This is a genomic window from Ilyomonas limi, from assembly GCF_005233845.1.
Lineage (GTDB): Bacteria > Bacteroidota > Bacteroidia > Chitinophagales > Chitinophagaceae > Ilyomonas > Ilyomonas limi.
In genome coordinates this window covers 1-24,795 of record NZ_SZQL01000018.1, presented here as the reverse complement: position 1 = coordinate 24,795, position 24,795 = coordinate 1, and the positions used below count along the sequence as shown (strand labels likewise).

Annotated in this window: 14 protein-coding genes; 13 read left to right on the top strand and 1 reads right to left on the bottom strand. The window is 41.4% G+C overall.

Translation table 11 applies throughout. The features are described 5' to 3' along the window. From FC093_RS18830 to FC093_RS18770, 13 genes are all read left to right on the top strand, one after another. Window positions 1-1,809 carry a RagB/SusD family nutrient uptake outer membrane protein gene (locus FC093_RS18830; RefSeq protein ID WP_137263360.1) on the top strand — a complete coding sequence of 603 codons (1,809 nt, stop codon included), beginning with the start codon at window positions 1-3 and terminating at the stop codon, window positions 1,807-1,809. Between the two features lie 52 nt (window positions 1,810-1,861). Next, a complete protein-coding gene (locus FC093_RS18825) occupies window positions 1,862-3,541 on the top strand; it encodes a pectate lyase family protein (protein WP_137263359.1) in 1,680 nt (559 codons plus the stop codon). An 8-nt stretch (window positions 3,542-3,549) separates the two neighbouring features. Beyond that, window positions 3,550-6,717 carry a DUF6298 domain-containing protein gene (locus tag FC093_RS18820; protein WP_240743365.1) on the top strand — a complete coding sequence of 1,056 codons (3,168 nt, stop codon included), beginning with the start codon at window positions 3,550-3,552 and terminating at the stop codon, window positions 6,715-6,717. 211 nt (window positions 6,718-6,928) lie between these two features. Beyond that, the gene (locus tag FC093_RS18815; RefSeq protein WP_137263358.1) at window positions 6,929-7,690 is read left to right on the top strand and encodes an SGNH/GDSL hydrolase family protein; all 762 of its coding nucleotides are present in this window, start codon (window positions 6,929-6,931) and stop codon (window positions 7,688-7,690) included. A gap of 51 nt (window positions 7,691-7,741) precedes the next feature. Then, on the top strand, window positions 7,742-9,550 hold the full coding sequence (locus FC093_RS18810) for a sialidase/neuraminidase family protein (RefSeq protein WP_137263357.1): 1,809 nt from the start codon (window positions 7,742-7,744) through the stop codon (window positions 9,548-9,550). Further along, window positions 9,550-11,103: an MGH1-like glycoside hydrolase domain-containing protein gene (locus FC093_RS18805; RefSeq protein ID WP_137263356.1), complete on the top strand. Its 1,554-nt coding sequence runs from the start codon at window positions 9,550-9,552 to the stop codon at window positions 11,101-11,103. The genes FC093_RS18810 and FC093_RS18805 overlap by 1 nt, the downstream gene beginning before the upstream one ends. A gap of 113 nt (window positions 11,104-11,216) precedes the next feature. Beyond that, window positions 11,217-14,000: a glycoside hydrolase family 2 protein gene (locus tag FC093_RS18800; RefSeq protein WP_137263355.1), complete on the top strand. Its 2,784-nt coding sequence runs from the start codon at window positions 11,217-11,219 to the stop codon at window positions 13,998-14,000. 163 nt (window positions 14,001-14,163) lie between these two features. After that, window positions 14,164-14,841, top strand: a complete 678-nt coding sequence (locus FC093_RS18795; RefSeq protein WP_137263354.1) for a DUF3826 domain-containing protein — start codon at window positions 14,164-14,166, stop codon at window positions 14,839-14,841. Window positions 14,842-14,848: 7 nt separating this feature from the next. Further along, window positions 14,849-15,964 (top strand): sialidase family protein, encoded by a 1,116-nt coding sequence (locus FC093_RS18790; RefSeq protein WP_137263353.1) that lies wholly within the window; start codon window positions 14,849-14,851, stop codon window positions 15,962-15,964. A 133-nt stretch (window positions 15,965-16,097) separates the two neighbouring features. Next, window positions 16,098-17,690, top strand: a complete 1,593-nt coding sequence (locus FC093_RS18785) for a sodium:solute symporter (protein ID WP_137263352.1) — start codon at window positions 16,098-16,100, stop codon at window positions 17,688-17,690. Window positions 17,691-17,743: 53 nt separating this feature from the next. Further along, window positions 17,744-18,697 (top strand): dihydrodipicolinate synthase family protein, encoded by a 954-nt coding sequence (locus FC093_RS18780; protein ID WP_137263351.1) that lies wholly within the window; start codon window positions 17,744-17,746, stop codon window positions 18,695-18,697. Between the two features lie 794 nt (window positions 18,698-19,491). Then, window positions 19,492-20,895 carry a DUF4974 domain-containing protein gene (locus FC093_RS18775; RefSeq protein WP_137263350.1) on the top strand — a complete coding sequence of 468 codons (1,404 nt, stop codon included), beginning with the start codon at window positions 19,492-19,494 and terminating at the stop codon, window positions 20,893-20,895. Beyond that, window positions 20,892-21,773, top strand: a complete 882-nt coding sequence (locus tag FC093_RS18770; protein WP_240743364.1) for a sugar phosphate isomerase/epimerase family protein — start codon at window positions 20,892-20,894, stop codon at window positions 21,771-21,773. The genes FC093_RS18775 and FC093_RS18770 overlap by 4 nt, the downstream gene beginning before the upstream one ends. Before the next feature lie 87 nt (window positions 21,774-21,860). Here FC093_RS18770 and FC093_RS18765 read toward each other — a convergent pair whose 3' ends face one another. Further along, window positions 21,861-24,671 (bottom strand): glycosyl hydrolase, encoded by a 2,811-nt coding sequence (locus tag FC093_RS18765; RefSeq protein ID WP_137263349.1) that lies wholly within the window; start codon window positions 24,669-24,671, stop codon window positions 21,861-21,863. Window positions 24,672-24,795: the final 124 nt, after the last annotated feature.

The window sequence follows — 24,795 nt, the reverse complement described above, 5'->3', positions numbered from 1 at the left end:
ATGAAAACACTTAAAATATTACCGCTTTTTGCGTTTGCCTTTACTATACTTTTTTCATGTACAAAAGTGCTTGATAAAAGAGATCTTACGGCATTACAACCCGATCTTGTATTTAACGATTCAAACTTGTCTGTTGGTTATATCGACTACATCTATAATCAAAACCTGCCCACCTGGGGCGGTACCAGCGGAACGCTTGCAGACCGGAGCGATGAATCGTATGGCGATAACAAGTATATAGAAGGTACCCTTACTGTGGATGATGTGCAGGACTTTGGAACCTCCCTTACTTCCTCCAGCAGTCCCTGGGTTAAAATTAGAGCTATCAATGACTGCATTCAGCGAGTAGGAGCAGGTACGCTTAGCAACAATTTAAAAGATCAGATAAAAGGACAGGCTTATTTTTTTCGTGCATGGCGGTATTTCGAATTGGTAAAAGTATATGGCGGTGTTCCGCTGGTGCTAACGCCTTTGCCGGCAGTAGGCGAAGCTAATAAAGAAGCTGCTGCGCTGCCACGCAGCAAAACATCGGAATGTGTAGCACAGATTGTTAAAGACCTCGATTCTGCTGCGCTGTTGCTGCCTGGTAAATGGGACGATCCGGCAAATAACGGCGCTAATTGGGGACGTATCACAAGCGGTGCGGCGCTGGCATTAAAAGGGCGTGTATTAACGTATTGGGCAAGCCCGGAGTTTAATCCCAACCAGTTAACCGACAGATGGGAAGCAGCATACCAGGCAAACCTCCAGGCTAAAACGGTGTTGGAAGCAAATGGATATGGTTTGAATCCTGATTATGCAAACATGTGGTACGACGAAGTAGATAATCCCGAAGCCGTTTTTGTAACGGAATATAATACAACCAGCGACGACCAGTTCAAGAAAAATAATCCGTATGATAATTCAACCCGGCCAAAAGTTGCAGGCGGATCGGGTAGTTCTAATCAACCGGTAAGAGAGTTGGTAGATGCGTATCCTATGATAGATGGAAAGCAGCCTAGTGCAAGTGCCTATACGTATGATCCGCAGACTTTTTACAACAACAGAGACCCGCGCTTTTATGCAACTATTGCTTACAATGGCTGTACCTGGACGTTGAATAATATTGAATATCCGAGATTCTGGTTCTATTATGCTTCCGGCAGCACGTATGCACCTTTTACAGCACTTACTACCGAAACATCGCCTTCCAACACCGGATTCTTTTGCAGAAAAGCAATTAATCCTTTACTATCCGCCAGTGAAGTTCCTTACATCGGGACCGATTGGATGGAAATACGGTTTGCAGAAGTATTATTAAATCTTGCCGAAGCTGCCTGCGGTACTAACCGTTTAAACGAAGCGTATGATCAGTTAATCGCTATCCGCCAAAGAGCAGGCATTGAAGAAGGTGCTGATGGCATGTATGGTTTGAAAGCAGGAATGACACAGCAGGAGATGGTAAATGCTATTTTGCTGGAAAGAAAAATTGAGTTTGCATTTGAAGGAAAAAGGTATTGGGATTTGAGAAGATATAAATTGTTTGAAACAGTATTGAATGGGAAAAGAAGAACAGGTACTGCTTATACATTCCAGCCTTCTGCAGATATTCCAACGCACGATGCCTTCCTGCAGGTGCGCGATGCCCTTCCGTTGGATTCAGCATACAAAAACAATATGCTGATGGAACCTAAACAAATGGATACCTACGATATCAACTGGCGACCAGAATATTACTTCTTTGCATTGCCACAGACAGTACTGGATAATAATACGGCTTTGCAACAAACAATTGGCTGGCCCAACGGCACGTTCGATCCATTGCAATAAACGATACACAACAAACCTGCTGTTTAAAAATAGAAAAGCAAAAATTAGTATTATGACATTGAACAAAAAAACACTTATAGCATTAGTATTATTAACCGGTTTGTACAACTATGCTTCAGCCCAATATCCCCAAATACCATCAAACGTTCAAAAGTGGTCCGATTCGCTGTTAAATGCTGCCCGCGCGCATTCCGATTCTGCATGGGCAGTAGCGTATCCTATTATACAGGAAGAAGCTATGCATGGCAAGCCTTATATTCCCTGGGCTGCCCGTCCTTACGATCTGCCGCAAGCCGATATAGCCGCTTTCCCTGGTGCACAGGGCGGTGGTATGTACAGCTTTGGCGGACGTGGTGGTAAGGTGTATGTAGTTACCAATTTGAATGATGATGGACCAGGAAGTTTTAGATGGGCTTGCGAACAAGGCGGCGCCCGCATCGTAGTGTTTAATGTTGCCGGTATCATACATTTAAAAACACCGCTGATTGTAAGAGCACCATACATCACTATTGAAGGGCAGTCGGCACCGGGTGATGGCGTATGTGTTGCCGGCGAAAGTGTTTGGATTAATACGCATGATGTGATTATCCGTTATATGCGCTTCCGAAGAGGCGAAACCAATGTGGGAAGAAGAGATGATGCTATTGGTGGCAATCCTGTTGGTAACATTATGGTGGACCACGTATCTGCAAGCTGGGGCCTGGATGAAAACATGAGCATGTACCGGCACATGTACAACGACAGCACTGGAGCTATTGAACAAAAATTACCTACAGCGAATATCACCATCCAAAATTCTATTTTTTCAGAATCGCTCGATACCTGGAACCATGCATTTGGCAGCACCTTAGGTGGAGAAAACTGTTCCTTCATGCGTAATTTATGGGCAAATAATACCGGTCGCAACCCATCTGTGGGGGAGAATGGGGTGTTTAATTTTGCAAATAATGTGGTGTATAACTGGGTGCATCGTTCTATTGATGGCGGCGATTACCGCGCTATGTTCAACATCATCAACAACTACTTTAAACCAGGTCCTGCAACGCCTAAAGACAACTATGTGGGACATCGCATCTTAAAGCCGGAAGCAGGACGCAGCAAGCTGAGCTATCTGGTATTCGGGCGTTGTTATGTACATGGAAATATCATGGATGGGTATCCAAAAATCACCCAAAACAACTGGGCTGGTGGTGTGCAGGTAGAGGATAGTGCCAATACCGGCATTTATACGGCAGATATGAAGTGGAATGAGCCATTGCCAATGCCTGCAATGACCATTATGCCCGCACAGGAAGCATATAGTTATGTGCTGGAACATGTAGGCGCCAATTTACCCGTGAGAGATACGGTTGACAGAAGAATTATCACAGAAGTAAGAACAGGCAAAGCCATTTACGACCACCGTTATGTACCGGATACTATGCCCCAGTTCAAGCATCGCCGCCTGCCAAAAGATTCTTACAAGCAAGGCATTATTACCAATGTAGCGGAAGTGGGTGGTTATCCCGATTATAAAGGAACGCCTTACAAAGACAGCGATAATGATGGTATGCCGAATGATTATGAAAAGAAGAATGGATTGAATCCTAATAATGCTGCTGATGCATCGGTTATCACCAAATCGGGCTATAGCAATATCGAGAACTATCTTAATGGAATTGCTTTGCAAAAAGAAAAGCCGCTTATTATCAACAATACCGATAAACCAGGTTTTGAGACAGCGGCTAAATAAGATTGTTCATGCTACAACCTGTATTTGTACAATTGAAAAGGAATTATGTAAAGTTTATTGTATTAACAGCCGCCGCTTGCTTTATGCAACCGGCTGTTTCTTCTCTTTATGCGCAAAAGAAAAAGGTTTGCACTGATCCTATTTGCTGGTCGGGCAATGATTCGTTAATCTTTAATACCGACGCACAAGGTAACCGCATACCCGATTTTTCTTATGCAGGTTATAGTGCAGGTGAAAAGGAAATACCAGATGTTCCGGTAAAAATAGTTGTACCGGTGATGAATGGTGATGCAACAGCAGCTATTCAAAATGCCATCAACTATGTTGCAAAACTCCCTGCAGACAGCAATGGCGTTCGCGGGGCAGTGTTGCTGCAAAAAGGTACTTATACTGTTGAAGGAAGTTTATACCTGAATAAAAACGGCGTGGTATTAAGGGGCAGCGGCATGCAGGAAGGCGGAACAATTTTATATGGCGCAGGAACAGACCGGGCAACACTGATTAATGTAGGCGGTGTTAGCGATAAAAAACTATTGGACACCATTGCAGTAACAGATGCGTATGTGCCGGTAAACAGTATGCAGCTAACGCTGGCAGCTAACGCTTTCAAAAAGGGCGATCCTATTATTATTCATGTTCCATTCACGGAAAAATGGATTGATGCCATTCACACCAAAACATTTGGTGGCGGCTTATCAGCTTTAGGCTGGAAGCCCGGCGAAAGATTTTTGGATTGGGATAGAACGATCACTGCTGTTAACGGCAATATTATTACGGTAGATGCGCCCATCACCACTGCCATTGATTCCACGCTTACACATGCCACTGTTTCAAAATACACATGGAATGGAAGGGTGCAGCAATGTGGTGTGGAGAACATGCAGTTGGTGTCGGCGTATGATACATCCAACCCAAAAGATGAGGCACACCGCTGGTTTGCCATCAACATTAATAATGCGCAGGATGTATGGGTAAGGCAGATAACATTCAGGCATTTTGCAGGCTCAGCAGTAGCCGCCTGGGAAACTACCAAACGCATCTCTGTTGAAGATTGCGCATCGCTGCAACCAGTATCCGAAATTGGTGGCTGGCGACGCATTACGTTCTTTACTAATGGTCAGCAAATACTCTTCAAACATTGTTATGCCGAGCATGGTTTTCATGATTTTGCAACAGGCTATTGTGCACCCGGACCAAATGCTTTTGTACAATGCGAATCGTATTTGCCGTATAGTTTCAGCGGTGGCATTAATAGCTGGGCATCGGGTACTTTAATGGATATTATGTATGTGGATGGCAATGCTATCTCCTTTATGAACAGAGGTCAGGATGGACAAGGTGCAGGCTGGGCATCTGCCAATAGCGTTTGCTGGAATTGCAGCGCTGCACGCATTGATTGTTACCAACCGCCAACGGCTCAAAACTGGGCTTTTGGTTCATGGAGCCAGTTTGCCGGCGATGGTTTTTGGGCTGAATCGAACAATAGTATTGAGCCCTGGAGTTTGTATTATTACCAGTTACAACAGCGCATTGGAGATGCTGCTAAAGGGAGAGATGATTTGTTTCACATAACAACAAACGCAACCAGCAGTCCGACAGTGCAACAGGCTGCAGCACTTTCCGATTCTGCTATGCAACCTGCAATAACTGTTTTAGATTGGATTGAGCAATCGCCACAAAGACATCCTGTTAATACCAATGCACAAGGGGCTATTACCATAAATGACATTCAGCAACCCAAACCCGTTATTCATACAAAAGAACCGTCGCTTACAATTACAAATGGTTGGCTGGTGATAAATGATACGGTGGTAAGCGGCGGTAAAACAGATGTGCAATGGTGGAATGGCAGTGTTGATCCGAAAGGATTGTTACAATCAAAGCCACACATTACCAGATGGGTGCCGGGCAGAACAGGTCAGGGTTTAACCGATGATCTGCATGATGTAGTGGATACAATGCTTGCTCATCACATCGTTACCATCGACCATAATTATGCTTTATGGTACGAAAGAAGAAGAGATGACCATGAACGCATACGCCGCATGGATGGTGATGTATGGCCACCGTATTATGAATTGCCTTTTGCAAGAAGCGGAAAAGATACCGCATGGGATGGCTTAAGTAAATACAATTTGACTAAATACAATAAATGGTACTGGAACCGTTTACAAAAATTTGCAGATTTAGCAGATGCAAACGGATTAGTACTGTTCCATCAAAATTATTTTCAGCATAACATTTTAGAAGCAGGGGCGCACTATGTTGACTTTCCCTGGCGCACAGCAAACAACATCAACAATACAGGTTTTCCGGAGCCGCCAAATTATGCAGGCGATAAACGCAATTTCATGGCGGAGCAATTTTACGATACCACCAATGCACATCGCAGGGAATTGAATATTGCTTACATCAATCACTGTTTAAACAACTTTGCTGGTAACAGCAATGTCATTCAGTTTATCTCTGCTGAATATACCGGTCCGTTACATTTTGTTCAGTTCTGGCTCAATACCATCAGGAATTGGGAAGCAGCGCATAACAAAAAAGAACTCATTGCGCTTAGTACCACAAAGGATGTTCAGGATTCTATTTTGACAAACAAAAACTACAGCGATGTGGTGGATGTAATTGACATCCGTTATTGGAATTATCAACGCCAAGGTGAGTTGTACGCACCGAAAGGAGGACAGCATTTAGCACCGCGTCAGCATGCAAGATTGCTGAAACCCAAAGCCGCAACTTTTGAAGATGTGTATCATGCAGTGAGTGAATACAAATTACGCTATCCCACTAAAGTCGTTATCTACAATGCGGATAATTATGATCATTTTGGATGGGCTGTTTTAATGGGCGGTGGTTCATTGCCGGTGCTTCCTACCTTACAAAATAAATCGTTTTTAAAGGCAGCAAGCAGGATGCAGCCGCAACCGCTTTCAAAAGACAGTGCTCAGTTGGTGCTGATGAGTCCTTCAAAAGACCTGATTATTTACAGCAACAATAACGGTCGTACTGTTCATTTAGAAGCGCCTGTGATTTCAAGAACATACCACGCTGTGTGGATTGATCCTGCAACAGGAAAAACAATCGCAAATAAAAAAATAAAAATAGCCCCAGGTGTAGCTGTAGCTAAGCCGCAGTCAACAGAATTGGTGCTTTGGTTAAGTTCAAAATAAACATGGTATTAACAAGAACATATCTTGCTATGTAATTGAATAAACAGAACTAAATGGTTTATAAATCGCATTAAAGTCTGTTTGGGGCAACAAAGGAAATATCCATTCCGACAGGACATAAACACGGAACGATAGTACTTGTCACAAAAAAAGATATCAAAAAGCTGCAATAGAGATTAAAATAAGTTCAGCAATAATAAACAACGTAACTATGAAAGAACAGATAAATAACAGAAGACAATTTTTACAACGTGCTGCTTTATCTGGCATTGCATCTGTAAGCCTGCCTGCTATACTCAAAGCCGCTCCATCAGCAAAATTGCCTAAAATAACATTAAATTCAAGCGATATAATACTGTTCCAGGGCGATTCTATTACAGATGCGGGCAGAAAAAAAACAGATATGGATGCCAACGATGCTTCCGCATTAGGTGGTGGTTATGCGCATTTGGCTGCGGCTGAATTGTTGTATAAATATCCTTCCAAAAATTTGAGCATTTACAATAAAGGTATTAGTGGTAATAAAGTATATCAGCTTGCTGAGAGATGGGAAGCAGATTGCCTTGCTATCAAACCAACGGTATTAAGCATTTTGGTTGGCGTAAATGACTTTTGGCACACACTGGTAAATGGATACCAAGGCACTTTGGAAACCTACACCAACGATTATAAAGCATTGCTGAAACGCACGTTAACTGCATTGCCCGATGTTAAACTCATTATCGGCGAACCATACGCATTAAAAGGTGTTAAAGCAGTAGATGATAAATGGTTCCCTGCTTTTGATGGCTACCGGCAGGCAGCAAAAGACATTGCAGCAGAGTTCAATGCAGTATTCATCCCTTATCAATCCATTTATGAAAAAGCAATGAAATCGGCACCGGCCTCTTACTGGACGATTGACGGTGTTCATCCAACTGTTGCCGGCACTCAGTTAATGGCAGACGCTTGGATGCAAACAGTAAAAGGATAGGTCATCATGAAATGTATTACGAGCCATATAATTCTATTAGTTCTGTTGTTGATGATATCACAGCAAGTTTTTGCGCAGGATACCATACGGTATTGCGGCAATACGTTGGTGAATGTAGATTATCATCATGGTATGTTACAGCCAGCTGTTGGTGTACATAACATACAAATATTTCGCGCCAACAGGCAACATCCGGAGGAAGCGGAAGGCTTTGGCTGGACATATAATCATGCACCGATGCTTTGCTATTGGAACAACACTTTTTATGTGGAATATTTAAGTGATTCTGTTGGCGAAAGCGTACCACCCGGTCATACCTTATTGCTACATTCTAAAGATGGTTATAAGTGGTCAAAGCCGGAAGTTATATTCCCGGTGTATAAAGTTCCTGATGGAACAACAAAACCGGGCAATCCAAATGTTGCAAAGAATTTATACGCCGTTATGCATCAGCGCATGGGCTTTTATGTTTCAAAAGACAACCGTTTGCTGGTGCTGGGGTATTATGGTATTTGTTTGGATGCGCATGATGACCCAAATGATGGCAATGGCATTGGTCGCGTGGTGAGAGAAGTGTATAAAGATGGCAGTTATGGTCCGATATATTTCCTGCATTATAATCATAACTGGAATGAAAAAAATACCGACTATCCTTTTTATATGAAGTCAAAAGATAAGGGTTTTATTAAGGCATGTAGCGAGTTAATGGCAACATCATTAATGATGCAGCAATGGAATGAAGAAGCTGACAGGGATGACCCGTTGATTCCATTACAGAAAGAATATAAAGCTTTTAATTACTACCACCTGCCAAATGGAAAGGTAGTTGGCTTGTGGAAGTATGCTTTAACATCGGTAAGTACGAATGAAGGCAAATCGTGGCAATATAATCCTACCAGAGCGCCTTTTTTTGTGAATGCAAATGCCAAGATCTGGGGACAAAAAACATCGGATAACAAATATGCGACCGTGTATAACCCTTCGGAGTTCCGCTGGCCCCTGGCTATCTCTGTTAGTGAGGATGGATGGAACTATAAAAATCTGTTGCTGGTGAATGGTGAAATAACACAGATGCGGTATGGAGGCAATTACAAATCGTATGGTCCGCAATATGTGCGTGGTATCATTGAAGGAAACGGTACACCACCTGATGGTAATTTGTGGGTGACGTACAGCATGAACAAAGAAGACATTTGGGTGAGTAGTCTTCCTGTACCTGTTACCGCAGGTGCAACTACTGATGCACATGATGTTTTTGATACAGTAACCAATCTTGCTTCCTTACAAAAATGGAATATTTACAGTCCTTTATGGGCACCTGTTTCAATGGCAAAAACAAAAGATAATGTTCAGGCAATTAAGCTGCAGGATCAAGATCCTTTTGATTATGCAAAAGCAGAAAGAATCATTCCTGCCGCTGTTAGAATGACTGCCGACTTTACTATTGTTCCTGCACAAAATAATGCGGGTTTATTAGAGGTGGAGTTTGTTGATAAGGGAGGCTTACCGGGTATCCGCATTGCATTTGATTCTACCGGTGAGTGCTATGTAAAGTCGGGCTATCGCAACAAAAAGCTCTTTAATTATAAAGCAGATTCTTCTTATTCTTTTCATATACAATTGAATGCTGCAACAAGATTTTACACTATTTCGGTGAATGGAAAAAGTATTGGCAATAATCTTTTCTTTCAGCCTTTGCATGCAATAGAACGTATCGCATTCCGTACCGGCGCTGTCAACCGCTTTCCCAATGCAGATACCCCAACTGATCAGGATTTTGATTTGCCCAATGCCGGTGCAAAAGCTACACCTGCTGTATTTTATATAACCCAATTCTGTACACAAAAACAGGTTGATTAATGATAAGAAGCTATACGATAGGATTGTGTTTGATAATACTGTTCAGCAGTTGTGCATTCACCCAGAGAATGACTGCTGCTAATGCTAATAGAAGTGTTTTGCAGGCGGATAGCTTTCAGCATTTTGTAGATTATTTCAATACGATGGAAGATGAAAATATCAAAGGTGCTATCCCAAATGATTCATCGTGGCAATGGATGAAAGCCAATATTCCCCTCTTTGAGTGCCCGCAATACAACTTTGAAGAAATCTATTATTACCGTTGGTGGACATTCCGCAAGCACATCATCAAAACGCCGGTGGGCTATGCGTTTACGGAGTTTTTGGTACCACGTACTTATGCTGATAAATACAACCTGATAGCTTGTGCATTGGGGCATCATATTTACGAAGCACGCTGGCTTCACAACCAGCAATATGTAAAAGATGACATTCATGTTTGGTATCGTGGTAAGGATGGCAAGCCTATGAGCAAACTGCATTCGTTTAGCAGTTGGACAATGAACGCCATGTACAACTTGTACAAAGTAAATAAGGATAGTGCTTTTATGACAGATATGCTGCCCGACCTGGAAACCGATTACGCAAGATGGGAAAACGAAAAGCGTTTACCCAATGGATTGTTCTGGCAGACCGATGTAAAAGACGGCATGGAAGAAACCATCAGCGGTGGCAGGCACGAGCAGAATGCACGTCCCACCATCAACAGCTATATGTATGGTAATGCAATGGCGCTATCAAAGATGGAGGCATTGGCAGGAAATAAGGATAAAGCTGCTTTATACAATGCAAAAGCAGATACTATAAAGCAATTGGTTAATCAATATTTATGGAACAGTACCGATAGCTTCTTTGAAACAGCTAAAAAGGATATGCAAAGTGCCAACGTACGGGAAGAGGTGGGTTTTATTCCCTGGTATTTCAACATGCCGGATGAAAAATACAATGTGGCATGGAATGCATTGATGGATAACAAAAAATTCAATGCACCATTTGGTATAGCCACGGTAGAGCGTAGCGATTCAGCATTCAGAACACATGGTTGCTGTAAGTGCGAATGGGACGGCGCCGTTTGGCCGTTTGCTACTTCGCAAACCATGACGGCAATGGCAAACCTGATGAATAACTATCATCAAACCGTGGTTAACAAAACCGATTATTTTGATTTGTTGGAAACCTATGTGGAATCGCAATATTACCGTGGCAGACCTTACATTGGTGAGTACCTGGATGACTCTACAGGCTTCTGGTTGAAAGGCGATGCAGAGCGAAGCCGTTATTATAACCATTCTACTTTTAATGATTTAATTATAACTGGTCTGGTAGGGTTACGTCCACGTACCGATGATATTATTGAAGTGAACCCGTTGATTCCAGAAAATACATGGAAATGGTTTTGCCTGGATAAAGTGATGTATCATAATAAGCCGGTTACTATTATCTGGGATGCAGATGGCACAAAATACAACCGTGGTAAAGGTTTGAGCGTTTGGGTGGATGGTAAGAAAGTGGCTTTTGCAGCGCATATGCAAAGGTTGGAAGCAAAGATGTAGTGTGCAATACAGGTATCAGACACTTACAAGTGTCATACACCGCTGCCTAAAATAACATCACACATTTAAAATCAGCATTAAAGTTTTAAGTCTTTTAATCAGGAATTGAATACATGAAATTGAGCCAAAAATTTTTCATCGTTTTTACGTTATTTGTTTGCATACACACTTATGCCCAGCAAACACAGATTCAATATTTATCAGGCACCGGAAAAGATGATACCAGGCAATGGCAGTTCTATTGCACCGCAGGAAGAAACTCCGGCAAATGGACCACTATTGCTGTGCCGTCGTGCTGGGAATTACAGGGCTTTGGCAAATACAATTATGGTCTTGATAAAGATTCTGTGCGAGGTAAAGAACAGGGCTTATACAAGTACCATTTTAATGTGCCAGCTGCATGGAAAGGCAAAGAAGTAAATATTGTTTTTGAAGGCAGCATGACAGATACGGAAGTAAAGATAAATGGTAAAGCTGCAGGTGCTAAACACCAGGGGTCTTTTTATAGTTTTAAATACAATATCAGTAAGCTGTTGAAGTACGGAAAAGATAACTTACTGGAGGTAACTGTATCTAAGCATTCAGCCAATGAATCGGTAAACAAAGCAGAACGGCATGGTGATTTCTGGATCTTCGGCGGCATTTTCAGACCTGTGTTTCTCGAGTGTTTACCTGCGGAAAATATTAGTCATGTGGCAGTGAATGCTTTGGCGGATGGCTCCTTTAACGCGCAACTTCAGTTAGATGATATTAAAGCTGCAAATACTGTTGAGTGCGCTTTATATACTTCAGATGGCAAGCAGGTTGGTAATACATTCAACGCTGCACTAAAGGACAATGATACGACTGTTACACTACAAGCAAAAGCTAATGATATAAAAACCTGGACACCGGAATTTCCTAATTTATACAAAGCCGTTTTTACCCTTAAAAGCGGCAATAATATTATTCATACTGTTGAACAGAAATTTGGATTCAGAACGGTGGAATTAAGACCAGGAGATGGCATCTATCTCAATGGCATAAAGATCAAGTTCAAAGGTGTATGTCATCATTCTTTCTGGCCTTCCTCCGGCAGAACAACCAGCAAAGCATTAAGTATTGCCGATGTGCAGATGATGAAAGATATGAACATGAATGCGGTGCGTATGAGTCATTATCCGCCGGATGCGCATTTCCTCGATGCCTGCGATTCGTTGGGCTTAATGGTACTGGATGAACTGACCGGCTGGCACCAGAACTATGATACGGAAGCAGGCAGTAAACTGGTAAAAGAAATGATTGCTCACGATGTAAATCATCCGTCTATTGTTATTTGGGATAATGGTAACGAAGGTGGTTTTAATTTCGACCTCGATCATTTGTTTGATGAATATGATATTCAGCATCGCCCGTTAATTCATCCCTGGGCAATATTCAGGCATACCGATACCCAGCATTACATTAATTACGATTATGGCAATGGCACACATGCACATGGTCATGAGATATTTTTTCCAACAGAGTTTTTGCACGGCTTATATGATGGCGGTCATGGTGCAGGACTGGATGATTACTGGAATCTGATGTGGAATAATCCGCTATCTGCCGGCGGATTTTTATGGGTGTTTGCCGATGAGGGGGTGGTGCGGACAGACAGGGATAGCATGATTGATAATGATAAAGATCATGCGCCGGATGGTATTGTGGGACCCTATCACGAAAAAGAGGGAAGTTATTACACCATCAAAGAGATATGGAGCCCGGTGTATGTTGAACACAGGGAAATAACACCGCAATTTGATGGAAAACTTACGATAGAAAACCGTTATTTCTTTACCAATATCAATCAGTGCAGTTTTAGCTGGAAGTTTTCCAAATTACCAACACCATACGACTCATCCAATAAAAAAGAAATTACCGGAAAAGCTACTGCACCGGATATTAAACCCGAAGAAAAAGGAACCTTGCAATTGCAGTTACCGAAAGATTTTATGCAATATGATGTGTTGTATGTAACAGCAAGCGACCCGCATGGCAGAGAAATTTATACATGGAGTTTTCCTGTGAAGCAACCTGCAGATATTGCTAATGAAATAGTACACAAAAATGGCAATAATAAAGTACAGGTTACAGAGCAGGATTCATTGTATGTTATTACGGCGAACAATATTACATTTCATATCAGCCGCAATACAGCAAAACTGGTGCAGGTTAAAAATGAAAAAGGCATTATTCCATTTACTAACGGTCCGCAGCTCACCTCAAGTAGCGAACTTCCGCAAAGTGTAACTTATCATCAAAACGATACGGCTGTTGTGGTGGAAGCTGCATTTAAAAAGAAAAGTTTATGGCAGCAATTAAGGTGGACAATTTATCCCTCCGGATGGATACAATTAGATGCGCAATATTTTCCGGCGCAGTATGAATATCCTTTGCTCGGCATCAATTTTCATTATCCCGAAGCGAATGTGAAAGCAGTTGAATACCTGGGTAATGGTCCTTATCGTGTATGGAAAAATCGCATGAAAGGCACTACGCTAAATGTATGGGATAAACAATACAACAATACCTCCACCGGCGAAGATTGGGTGTATCCTGAATTTAAAGGTTATTACTCCAACTTTTATTGGATGAAGCTGATAACTACAGCACAGCCCATTACGATTGTGTGTGCCAGCGAAGATATTTTTTTGCGCCTGTTTACGCCAAAGTTTGCAGCCAAACCTTACAACACGGCACCTCCATTTCCTGATGGCGATATATCGTTTATGCATGCCATAACACCTATTGGTACCAAGTCTCAAAAGCCTGAAAAAATGGGTCCTTCAGGCGAGCCGAATATGTATTACGATTATGGAAACGATGGTACTTATTCGAAAAATGTAACGTTGTACTTCAACCTTTCGGGAGAATAACATTTATGAAGCTGTACATACTATGCAAATCACTTATAATATTCGCATCATCTTTCAATTGTAAGTGATGAAAGCCGGAAGTTAACCGGCGATAGACCATAAGAAGCAACAATAAATATGATTGCGAGGAATCCATTTATATCAAATCTTTAAAACAAAGCCTATGAAAAATTATTTTAAAACTTTTTTATTGTTACTGCTGGTTAGTTCAGCAACAGTCATATATGCACAGGATGCAAATGCTGAAGCAAAGGCCAATACGGAAATAGAGCAGAAGGCTGGTGAATGGGTTGCTACTCTTAATTTGAATGATGCTGCTAAAACGCAGCGTGTAACAGCGGTGATTGCCACGCATCTAAAAGCAATTCGCGAATGGAATAATACACATCCTTACACCTCCGTTCCCGCAGGCATTGACCCAAGAACGGGTGATCCGTTAAGCGAACTCGACAGGCAAATCATTGCTAACTCTGCTATGCCGAAGTCTATTCATGAAAACTTAATGAACGGGCTGCATACAGACTTAACGGATGAGCAGGTAAATGCTATTTTGGATAAATACACGATTGGTAAAGTAGCTTTCACCATGAACGGCTATAAGGCAATAGTGCCTGATTTAACAGCACAGGAAGAGGCTGTAATACAAGGCAACTTAGAGAAAGCCAGAGCGCAGGCAGTGGATTATAAAAGCATGAAACAGATCTCTGCCATCTTTGAAATTTATAAAACGAAGAACGAACAATATTTGAATGCAAATGGTCGCAACTGGCACGAGTTGTTTAAAGCGTATGTGAATGCACAAAAAGCAAAGAAAGCTGCCGCCGCTAAATCATCTCAATAAATTAATTATGCTTAAATATTTTATAGCAATAACCGCTCTTTTATTTATAATAACATCAGCTTCCTCTCAATCAACAGACTGGCAGAAAGGCATTGTTACCGATGAATTTATTTACGATACCGCACCATATCCATCCTGCCATGCAGCCACTATAGCAGAGACGCCAAAAGGGCTGGTGGCCGCCTGGTTTGGTGGCACCAAAGAACGCAATCCCGATGTTTGTATTTACGTAAGCAGGCGGGTAAATAATAAGTGGCAAACGCCGGTGCAGGTGGCAGATGGCATTATCAACGATACCTTGCGCTATGCCTGCTGGAACCCCGTTTTGTACCAAATGCCTAAAGGTGATTTATTGCTGTTTTATAAAGTGGGTCGAAGTCCTTCTAAATGGAAAGGCTGGCTGAAGCGTTCTAAAGATAATGGTGCCACCTGGAGTGCAGCAGAAGCATTACCCGAAGGGTATCTCGGACCTATCAAAAACAAACCGGTGATGGTGGGTAATCAGCTCTTTTGTCCATCCAGTACGGAGGGTGAAGGCTGGAATGTGCATCTCGAGGTCACCCATGATGCAGGTAAAACATGGAAGATGATTGGTCCTATACAAACAGACTCTTCCATACAGGCAATACAGCCCAGTTTACTTACTTATAAGGATGGTCGTTTACAGTTATTATGCAGAACAAAAAATAGATGTGTAGCATCGTCCTGGAGCAAGGATGGTGGTACAACATGGACACCTTTAACCTGCACCGAACTGCCAAATAACAACTCAGGAACGGATGCAGTAACTTTACAGGATGGCAGGCAATTAATCGTGTACAATCATGTATTACCTCCTGCAGATGCAAAGAATGGCAAAGGTGCCAGAACACCATTAAATATTGCTTTGTCGAAAGATGGGAAACAATGGTATGCATCGCTGGTGCTCGAAGATTCTCCCATCAGCCAGTATTCTTATCCTTCGGTAATACAATCAAAAGATGGTATGATACACATTGTGTACACCTGGCGCCGGCAGAAGATCAAATATGTAAAGATAGATCCATCGCAATTGCAAATGATAGATTTAAATACATCGGGCTGGAATAATAGAAAGAATGCTAATGATAAAGAGGAAGAGTAATTTTATTTAACCGGCAACGGTACTGATAACGCCATATAGATAAGACCATTTTTGCCATCATAACATAAAGATTCCAAGTTGTAATCACACTGCTTCATGACTTTGTAACTTAGTAGCGAACAAAAAATACTCAATGAATAATTTGCCCATATTGGATATTACCATCATTTTAATTTATCTCGCTGCTATGGTGCTGGTAGGTTTTTATTTCATGCGAAAAAACAAAAACCCGGAGCAGTTTACAAAAGCATCGGGCACTATTCCCGGCTGGGCAATAGGACTTTCTATTTATGCCACTTTTTTAAGCAGCAATACTTTTTTAGGCGTGCCGGGCAAAGCATTTGGCAGCAACTGGAACGCTTTTGTTTTTAGTATTTCAATGCCCGCAGCTGCGTGGATAGCTTCACGTTATTTCGTTCCGTTTTATAGAAGGTCGGGCAACATTTCGGCGTATGAACATTTTGAAAAACGTTTTGGTGCCTGGGCACGAACCTATACCGTTATTTGCTTTTTATTGACGCAACTGGCACGCATCGGCTCTGTGTTTTTTGGTATTGCTTTAAGCTTGCAGGCATTAACGGGTTACTCCATGTCTGTCATTATGATTGTAGTTGGCGTATGCATTATTCTCTATACCGTTTTGGGCGGAATGGAAGCTGTGATATGGACAGAAGTTGTTCAGGCGGTGATTAAAACGTTAGGTGCGCTGTTAATTCTTTACCTTTTGATTGCAGGCATTCCTGGTGGCATTAAAACAGTATTTACAATTGCACAAAGCCATCAAAAATTCAGTCTTGGAAGTTTCTCGCCCAACTTCACAGAATCTACATTCTGGGTGGTGTTGTTCTATGGGTTTTTTATGAATCTCAATAATTTTGGCATAGACCAAAATTATGTGCAGCGGTACCATACGGCAGCATCTGCAAAGCAGGCATCCAAATCAGTTTGGTTAAGTGTGGCTTTATATGTTCCTGTTTCCTTATTGTTCTTCATCATCGGTACTGCTTTGTTTACCTATTACCAGGTTCATCCCGAGTTGATTGAAACCGTAAAGCAACAGGTGGCAGGTGAAAGGCTCTCAACAACTGCGTCCTCCATTGAAATCACACAGCTTGCTTCCACCTTAAAGCCTGCTGATTACGGCGATAAAGTATTGCCTCATTTTATGGTTACCCAGATTCCTACCGGTGTTACGGGGCTTATTATTTCTGCTATTTTGTCTGCAGCCATGAGCACCATCAGTTCCGGAATGAATGCATCTGCAACCGTTTTTACAATGGATATTTATAAAAGGTACTTTCATCCAACTGCAACTGAAAAAGAAAAATTACGTGCATTGTATATTTCTACTATGGTGTTTGGTTTGATGGGGCTGAGCACAGGCATTGCGATGATTGGTGTAAAAAGTTTACTCGATATATGGTGGCAGCTTTCCGGCATTTTTGCAGGCGGCATGCTGGGGTTATTTCTCCTGGGCATTATAAGCCGCAGAGCAACAGGACATGAAGCATTTACCGCAACCATCATTGGTGTTATGGTAATCTTATGGATGACTTTTTCGGACAGCATTCCTGCTAAATATGCCTTTTTAATAAATCCATTACATCAGAATATGATTGTTGTAGTGGGCACCTTAACTATCTTTTTAGTAGGATTGTTATTAACGGCAGGGAAAAGAAAAAGAAGCAGAATGGTGGTGAATGAAGAATTTAAAGAAACGGTATGAGATGAATATTTATTATATTCCCCTTCATGGGTTTGGAGCTTAAAAATATGTATATGAACACGACAGAAAAAAAATTTGTTCCGGTAATGATTACGCCGTTCAACTTGAAAGCGGAGATTGATCTGGACGCAGTATCAGCACTGATTGATTTTTATTTAGCTGCAGGCGTAAAAGGTTTTTTTGCCAACTGCCTCAGCAGCGAAATGTACAGCATAACCGAAGATGAGCGGCTGGAACTTACAAAGCATGTGGTACAATATGTAAATGGTCGTGTACCTATTGTAGCAACCAGCTCTTTTGGTTTAACCATTCAGGATAAAGCGGAGTTTACCAAAAAGATTTATGATGCCGGTATTGATGCAGGAATACTGATTACCGGGCATTATGCAAAAGTGGAAGATAATGATGAAGTGCTGCTGCGCAATTTTGAAACAATGCTCCAACTTACAGATGATATTCCGCTTGGCTTATATGAATGTCCTGCTCCCTACAAAAGAATTTTAAGTGCCGATATCTTTAAAACTTTATTGGACACCAACCGTTTCGTTTATCATAAAGATACTTCTATTGAACTGGAACAGGTAAAAGCTAAATTGGCAGTTGCAAAAAATAACAATACGCTGGAGTTTTATGATGCACATACACCCAATGCTATGTATTCCTTGCAGATGGGCGCAAAAGGTATGTCCTCTATTTCAGGAAATTTTTATCCTGAAATTTTAGTGTGGATGTGTAATAATGCCACCAACCCCGATAAACAGGAAGAAGTACGCTGGCTTCAATCGGAGTTGACAAGAGTGGACCCACTGATTCATATTGCATATCCCATGAGCGCAAAATATTTTTTGCAAAAGCGGGGATTGCCGGTGCGCACCATCAGCAGGGCACATGCACTGGCACTAACGCCGCAGCAAAAAGGAACACTGGATGAGATATATGATAATTTTTTAAGCTGGTGCAACAGATTACAAATAGAGCCTGTGCATACAAATGAACTGGCATATTAGTACATTTAGAATAGAAAACCTGTTTTGCATGCTGTATGCTTCTAAAGCTCTCAAGTGTGCTTGCTTACACTAAGTTGTCGTCTTGCTTTTTTCTCTTAAAAGAAAAAAGCAACAAAAAAGTTCAAGGCAAACACGATCGCTCCGCGCGTTTTGCCGGGCCAACGCCTCCATATTGTCTAAGAGGGATTTCTACTGCTTGGTAGTTGGTTTGGATAACAAAGTGTTACTTGCGGCTTTCGTGAATACGCAGTGGATGGATGGGATTGCCTTTGGCATTAGCTGGTAAATCAAAAGTTGTAAGGTAGCGTAAACAGTAGGTGGTGTTTAGTAGATTGTCAGCTAAATACGTTTTGAAGAAATCGCTTCATTTTGGTTGGAGACTAACCTGCAATAACCTGAAATGTTTAGTTGGTACTGTATTAATAAACTTCATTAATTCAACTACTCAAAGGGATTATTATATTGAAGACTCAACGCACTATTACAATAAATTAATTTCAATTTCAGTGGGGCCAATGAACACAAGTGCACATAACATTTTCGTTAGCGGAACCATCCAGCCAAAAACAAAGATGCGCTTTAGGCAGAGTGGAGACGCAGGCCCGGAAAACGCGCGGAGCGATCTTGCCATCCTTGATTTTTTGGTTACTTTTTTATCAAGAAAAAAATGACAAACAAAAACTATATGTAAGCAATCACATTTTAAAACAATTACAATCTCAACAGCATCCAAAAAGATTTTTTCTATTCTAAACATATTAATGTAACACTATACTTAACACGAAATATAAAAAATGAATAAGCACTTTTTTATACTGATACTCTTTCTATGTGCAATAGCTACAAATTCTTTTGCACAACAAAACTCCGATGAGCAATACAAAAAGCCTTTATCAGAAGTGTTGAAACAAGTGGAAAAACGTTTCAATATTTCCATTCGCTATCCTGATAGTTTGGTAACAGGCAAAACATTAACGTATGCCGACTGGCGATATAGAACAGATGTAGATGAAACATTGAGCAATATGCTCACACCACTTGATTTAGTGGCGGCAAAAACAGATCCGGGAAAATATAAGATCAAGGCTTACGAATATTACAGAACTTCTGTTGTAGATGGCAAAGAAAAACTGGACTATTTATCCGCACAATATCACGATCAGCAAAGCTGGGAGCTGCGCAAAGACTCCTTAAGAAGCTGCATGTATAAAGCGTTGCAGCTATCGCCACTCCCGCCAAAGCCAGCTTCACAACCGATTATCACCAACAAAAGAAAAATGGATGGTTATACTATAGAAAATATTGGTTTTGAAGTATTGCCCGGCGTGTACATCTGCGGCTCTTTATACAAACCTGCTGTAATCAAAGGAAAAATACCGGTTGTATTAAGTCCTGACGGGCATTTCGGTGGTCATCGCTATCGTCCCGATTGCCAGCGACGTTGTGCCATGCTGGCGAAGATGGGTTGCATGGCAATAGACTATGATTTGTTTGCCTGGAATGAATCTCTGTTACAATTCAATGAAGCAGATCATCGCCGCCCGCTTGCTATGGCGGTGCAGGCATTAGGCAGTATTCGGATACTGGATTATATGTTATCGTTAAAGGATGCAGATACCAACCGTGTAGCGATCAGTGGTGCCTCAGGCGGCGGCAGCCAAACGATGTTGATTACTGCTTTGGATGACCGCATTAAATTGAGTGCGCCGGTGGTTATGCTGTCGTGTTATATGTATGGCGGCTGCCCTTGCGAAACTGGGATGCCAATACACCTTTGCGGCGGCGGCACCAATAACCCCGAAATAGCTGCTATGGCGGCACCACGTCCGCAGTTGATTGTTTCGGATGGTGGCGACTGGACCGATCATGTACCCCAAATCGAATTTCCATACCTGAAAAAAATGTATAGTTATTATGGCGCAGCAAACAATGTTGAAAATGTTCATTTAGCCGGTGAAGGTCATGATTACGGACCCTCAAAACGACAGGCATTATATCATTTTATAGCCAGGCATTTTAATCTCGATTCAACACATTTGTTAGATGCTGCCGGGAACTTTAATGAGCATGGAATAACTGTTGAGAAGACGGATGCTATGCTTGTATTTGGTAAGGATGGGAAAGACTTACCAGCCACTGCAATACATGGTTATGATCAACTCGAAGCCATTTTTAATAATTTAAAAAAGAACCAGTGAAGCTGCTTGCAGTAATAATCTGTTGTGTGTTTGTATTAATGAGTGGTTGTAGTACTGCACAGCAAACGGGGACAAAACAACAGCAATACAAGATCGGTTTAATTGACCTGATGCTATTAAAGCGTCAGAAGTTGAGTGCATTACAGTTAACAAAAGACCTTGGTGCTGATGGCGTGGAGATTGACATGGGTGGGCTTGGCAACAGACCTACATTCGATAACAAGCTGGCTATAGATTCCGTTCGCGGGCAGTATCTAAACAAGGCAAAAGCATTAGATATCCAGTTTTGTTCCATTGGCATGACCGGCTTTTATTCGCAATCATTCTGTAACCGTCCCAATGTAGATAGTACTGTTGCTGATTGCATCCTCACCATGCAGCAGATGCATATCAACATTGCTTTTTTACCAATGGGTATTCAATGCGATTTAGTAAAAAATCCTGATGTAAGAGATTCAGTTGTTACCCGTTTAAAAAGGATAGGCGCGATGGCAGCAAAAGCAGGTGTTATTATTGGCATTGAAACATCGTTGGATGCAAAAGGGGAAGTGCAGTTGCTAAAAGATATTGGTTCACCGGCTATAAAAATCTATTTCAATTTTGAGACTCCTTTGACTGCTGGCCGCGATTTGTACGAGGAGATGGAGATCTTAGGTAAAGACCGGATTTGCCAGATACATTGCACCAACAAAGATAGCGTTTGGCTGCAAAATGATCCACAAATTGATATGTATAAAGTAAAGGCGATACTTGATAAATGGCACTGGAGCGGCTGGTTGGTTATTGAACGCTCCAGAGATGCCAACGACCCTAAAAATGTAAAAAGAAACTATAGCGCTAATACGGCGTATATGAAAAGGGTGTTTCAAAATAGGTAGTCATCCTTTAAAAATCTCTAAATTTCTAGTCTAAGTACATCGTATCAGGAAGCTTTAAATTTTAATCTCAGGCTAAGTGGAGTCTTGTTATTTGCTATTCGCACGGAGATCACTGTTTTTTGATTCAATAAAAATTGAAATATTGCCTGTAATACCGGAAGGTGTTAGTGGCCAACCTTGCAAACGGAATGGAGCATTCGTCCAGGTAATGCGTTGTTGTTTGGGCAAGCTATTGTCATAGATAAGCCGGTTGTGCCATGTGTTAGTTACTTTAATGATAATATCATTGTTGCCTTTATACAAAGCGTTTGATATGTCGAGCTGATAAGGATAAGTACAGGTTATACGACATGATTTACCATTGATGATTACTTCTGCAAGATCATGCACGCCGGCAAGCCGTATATAATAGCTGTTTTGATTTGTATCCAATGATGGCAATATAAAATTTTGATGATAAGAAGCTGTTCCGGAATAATATTTTATGCTGCTGTCTAAACTTTTTGTCCAACTTGTTAATGAATCAAATTGTATCTCCTGCTCCGGGCCACCAAAACCGGTATCGAACTGTACTTTCCAGTTCTTGTTTAAATCGAATAATTTTTTTGACTGATATGCGATCTTGTTATTCGATGTTATTGTGCCTGCGGGCTTTGCCAATACAATAAAGAAGGATTGATTGGGGGCTGCGTCCAGCGAGATATTTGTTCTGCCATTTGTAAACTTCCATGTAAGATTTTTATTTATTGAGCCTGTAACAGCACTCCATATTTCGGGAACTTTTCCTTTTGTGCGCAATGAAATGCTGATTGACCTTTCTTCTTCTTTTTGATTTGAAATAAAGTAGATATCTACATCATTATCTCTCCTATGTGTCCATGCAAAATCAGTCATTGAGGCGTTTTTATCATCATGTATTTCCACATCACGTTGTATACCGGTTGATACAAAATCATCCTGCTGCCATGGAGCAATAAACCGTTTTTTATTTTGTTGTTGATATACTGATTGTATAAGCGCATGCAATTGCTTGTCCTTATCAATGTTTAGGTTGAAAGTTTTTGCTGGTGCATCAGGTGGCAATATGATTGTAGCGCCTTGTTGCAGTAATGTATCAAGGTGTCTTACAACTTCAAGCGACATAGATCCTCCATTCGGATTCATTTTCATCGAACCTGGAAATACAAGTACACTATATGCATTGCCATTTTCAAAAACAACTTTACCGTCTTTTACAATGGTGTGTAAAAAAGCATCCTTATTGAATGAATCGTATTTATAGCCTCTTAAAGCATCTGCCCAATCCTTTGGGTTAGCAATGTTAGCCGAAGCATAAACACCCATAGGCTGTTCTTTTATCGGACTGTTTTTATTTGCTAATCTTTTGGTCTCAGCTTCAATCCTTTCCTTACCAAAAATTCCCGGCAAAACCTTCATCAACCTGTCTGGCAATACTGCTCTTACCGGTACGTCTTCGCCTGCAAAAACGGCAATATCCACCACCGGCTTTCCGGTTTGTAGCAATGCCTGGCAGCGTTGTGCATATTCAATCCAGGCTTTTCCCGGCTTCCACCAGGTTTGATCTCTTTGAAATAACTGGCCAACGCCATTTAATGTCATGCCCGGCTTTCGATCTGTAAAAGGATTGTGCGTATATACATGATATACAAAACGGTTAATGCCCATTGCATATGCTCTGTCGCCTGTAGCTTTCAAAGTCGCTGGAGATTCAGTCCAATCCATTCTTAAAGTAGTGAACGCTTCTGCCTGTACAATTTGTTTGTTGTAAATGTGTGCGCCGGAAATGGCATCTAACATGTCATTTGGCTTATCGTGTGTGGGACTGTTATACCAGAATTCGCCCATTGGCAGATCCACTTTTTTGTAATGCAGCATTCCATCACTCATCATAGTTGGTGCAACACTTTCGCCACTAAATGTACAACCAGCGCTATGTGCAAGCTCAGCCATTGTACCATAAAAATTATCAACGATCAGTTGCGCAATTGTTTGCCGGATATCATGTAAGAAACGTTCACTTACTTCGTTGTTTTCAACAGGAATGCCCGCCATGGCAGGAAGATAATCCATCAGGTCGTAGCCCCTCCTTCTCTTAAATTCTGCAGGAAATGCATGCGACCAGTTTTGACTGCCACATTCCCAGCTATCAACATGAAAAATGGATAAAACTTTCTTCGCAAGGCCAGGACCCGCCTGTTGTATGGTTTCACCAAACCACGAACGGAACTGCAATGCAGCAACTGCTGTATCAAACTTATCACATTCAAGTCCCTTGCCGCCACCAGCGGTTGCATTCGTAGAACCCGTTGATGTATGGCCTATTCTTAAAATTACCCATTTTCCTTCAGGAGTATTCCATTTCAATCTTCCGTTTTTATCCACATGAGCTGTTATGTTTATAATAGAATGAAGTGGCACGCAAACTGAATCCGGCAATTGATGCTCGTTGCCACTTTTGCTAATGCGCCACACTTCCCCATTCTTACTTTCATATTGGTAGATCGAAGGTTCTGATGACAACGTTATTTCTTTCACACTCAATGATTGTTTCCATTTGGCAGCATCAATGTCTTCTGCACCGGGCTCCGAACCTTCATTATTGTAAACAAAACGGAAATATTTTGCGGTAGTTGCAGGAACCGAATGCGTAACCGAGCTGCTGTCTTCCCATCCCGTGCGTGGCGGAACAAGCCTTGTTAACTGTTGAAAATGAATACCATCATTACTTGTTTCTACAACCAGTCGGTTTGCCTGATAATTATAACCTTTTGATTTGATCTTTATTGAACGGCAGGTAAATGGTTGTTTAAAAGCATATTGAATGTAACAGGGCTTATTTATTTTAAAATTTTGATTATTATACTGCCTTACAAGCACCTGGATATTTCGTAGAAGTTGACCAGGTGATTTCGTGGCAAATTGACCACCTGTTTTGCTGGCGAAGTGTTGTATAGTTTGCTGTAAAAGCAGTTGTCAAAAATAATAAGTTTACCGGTTTATA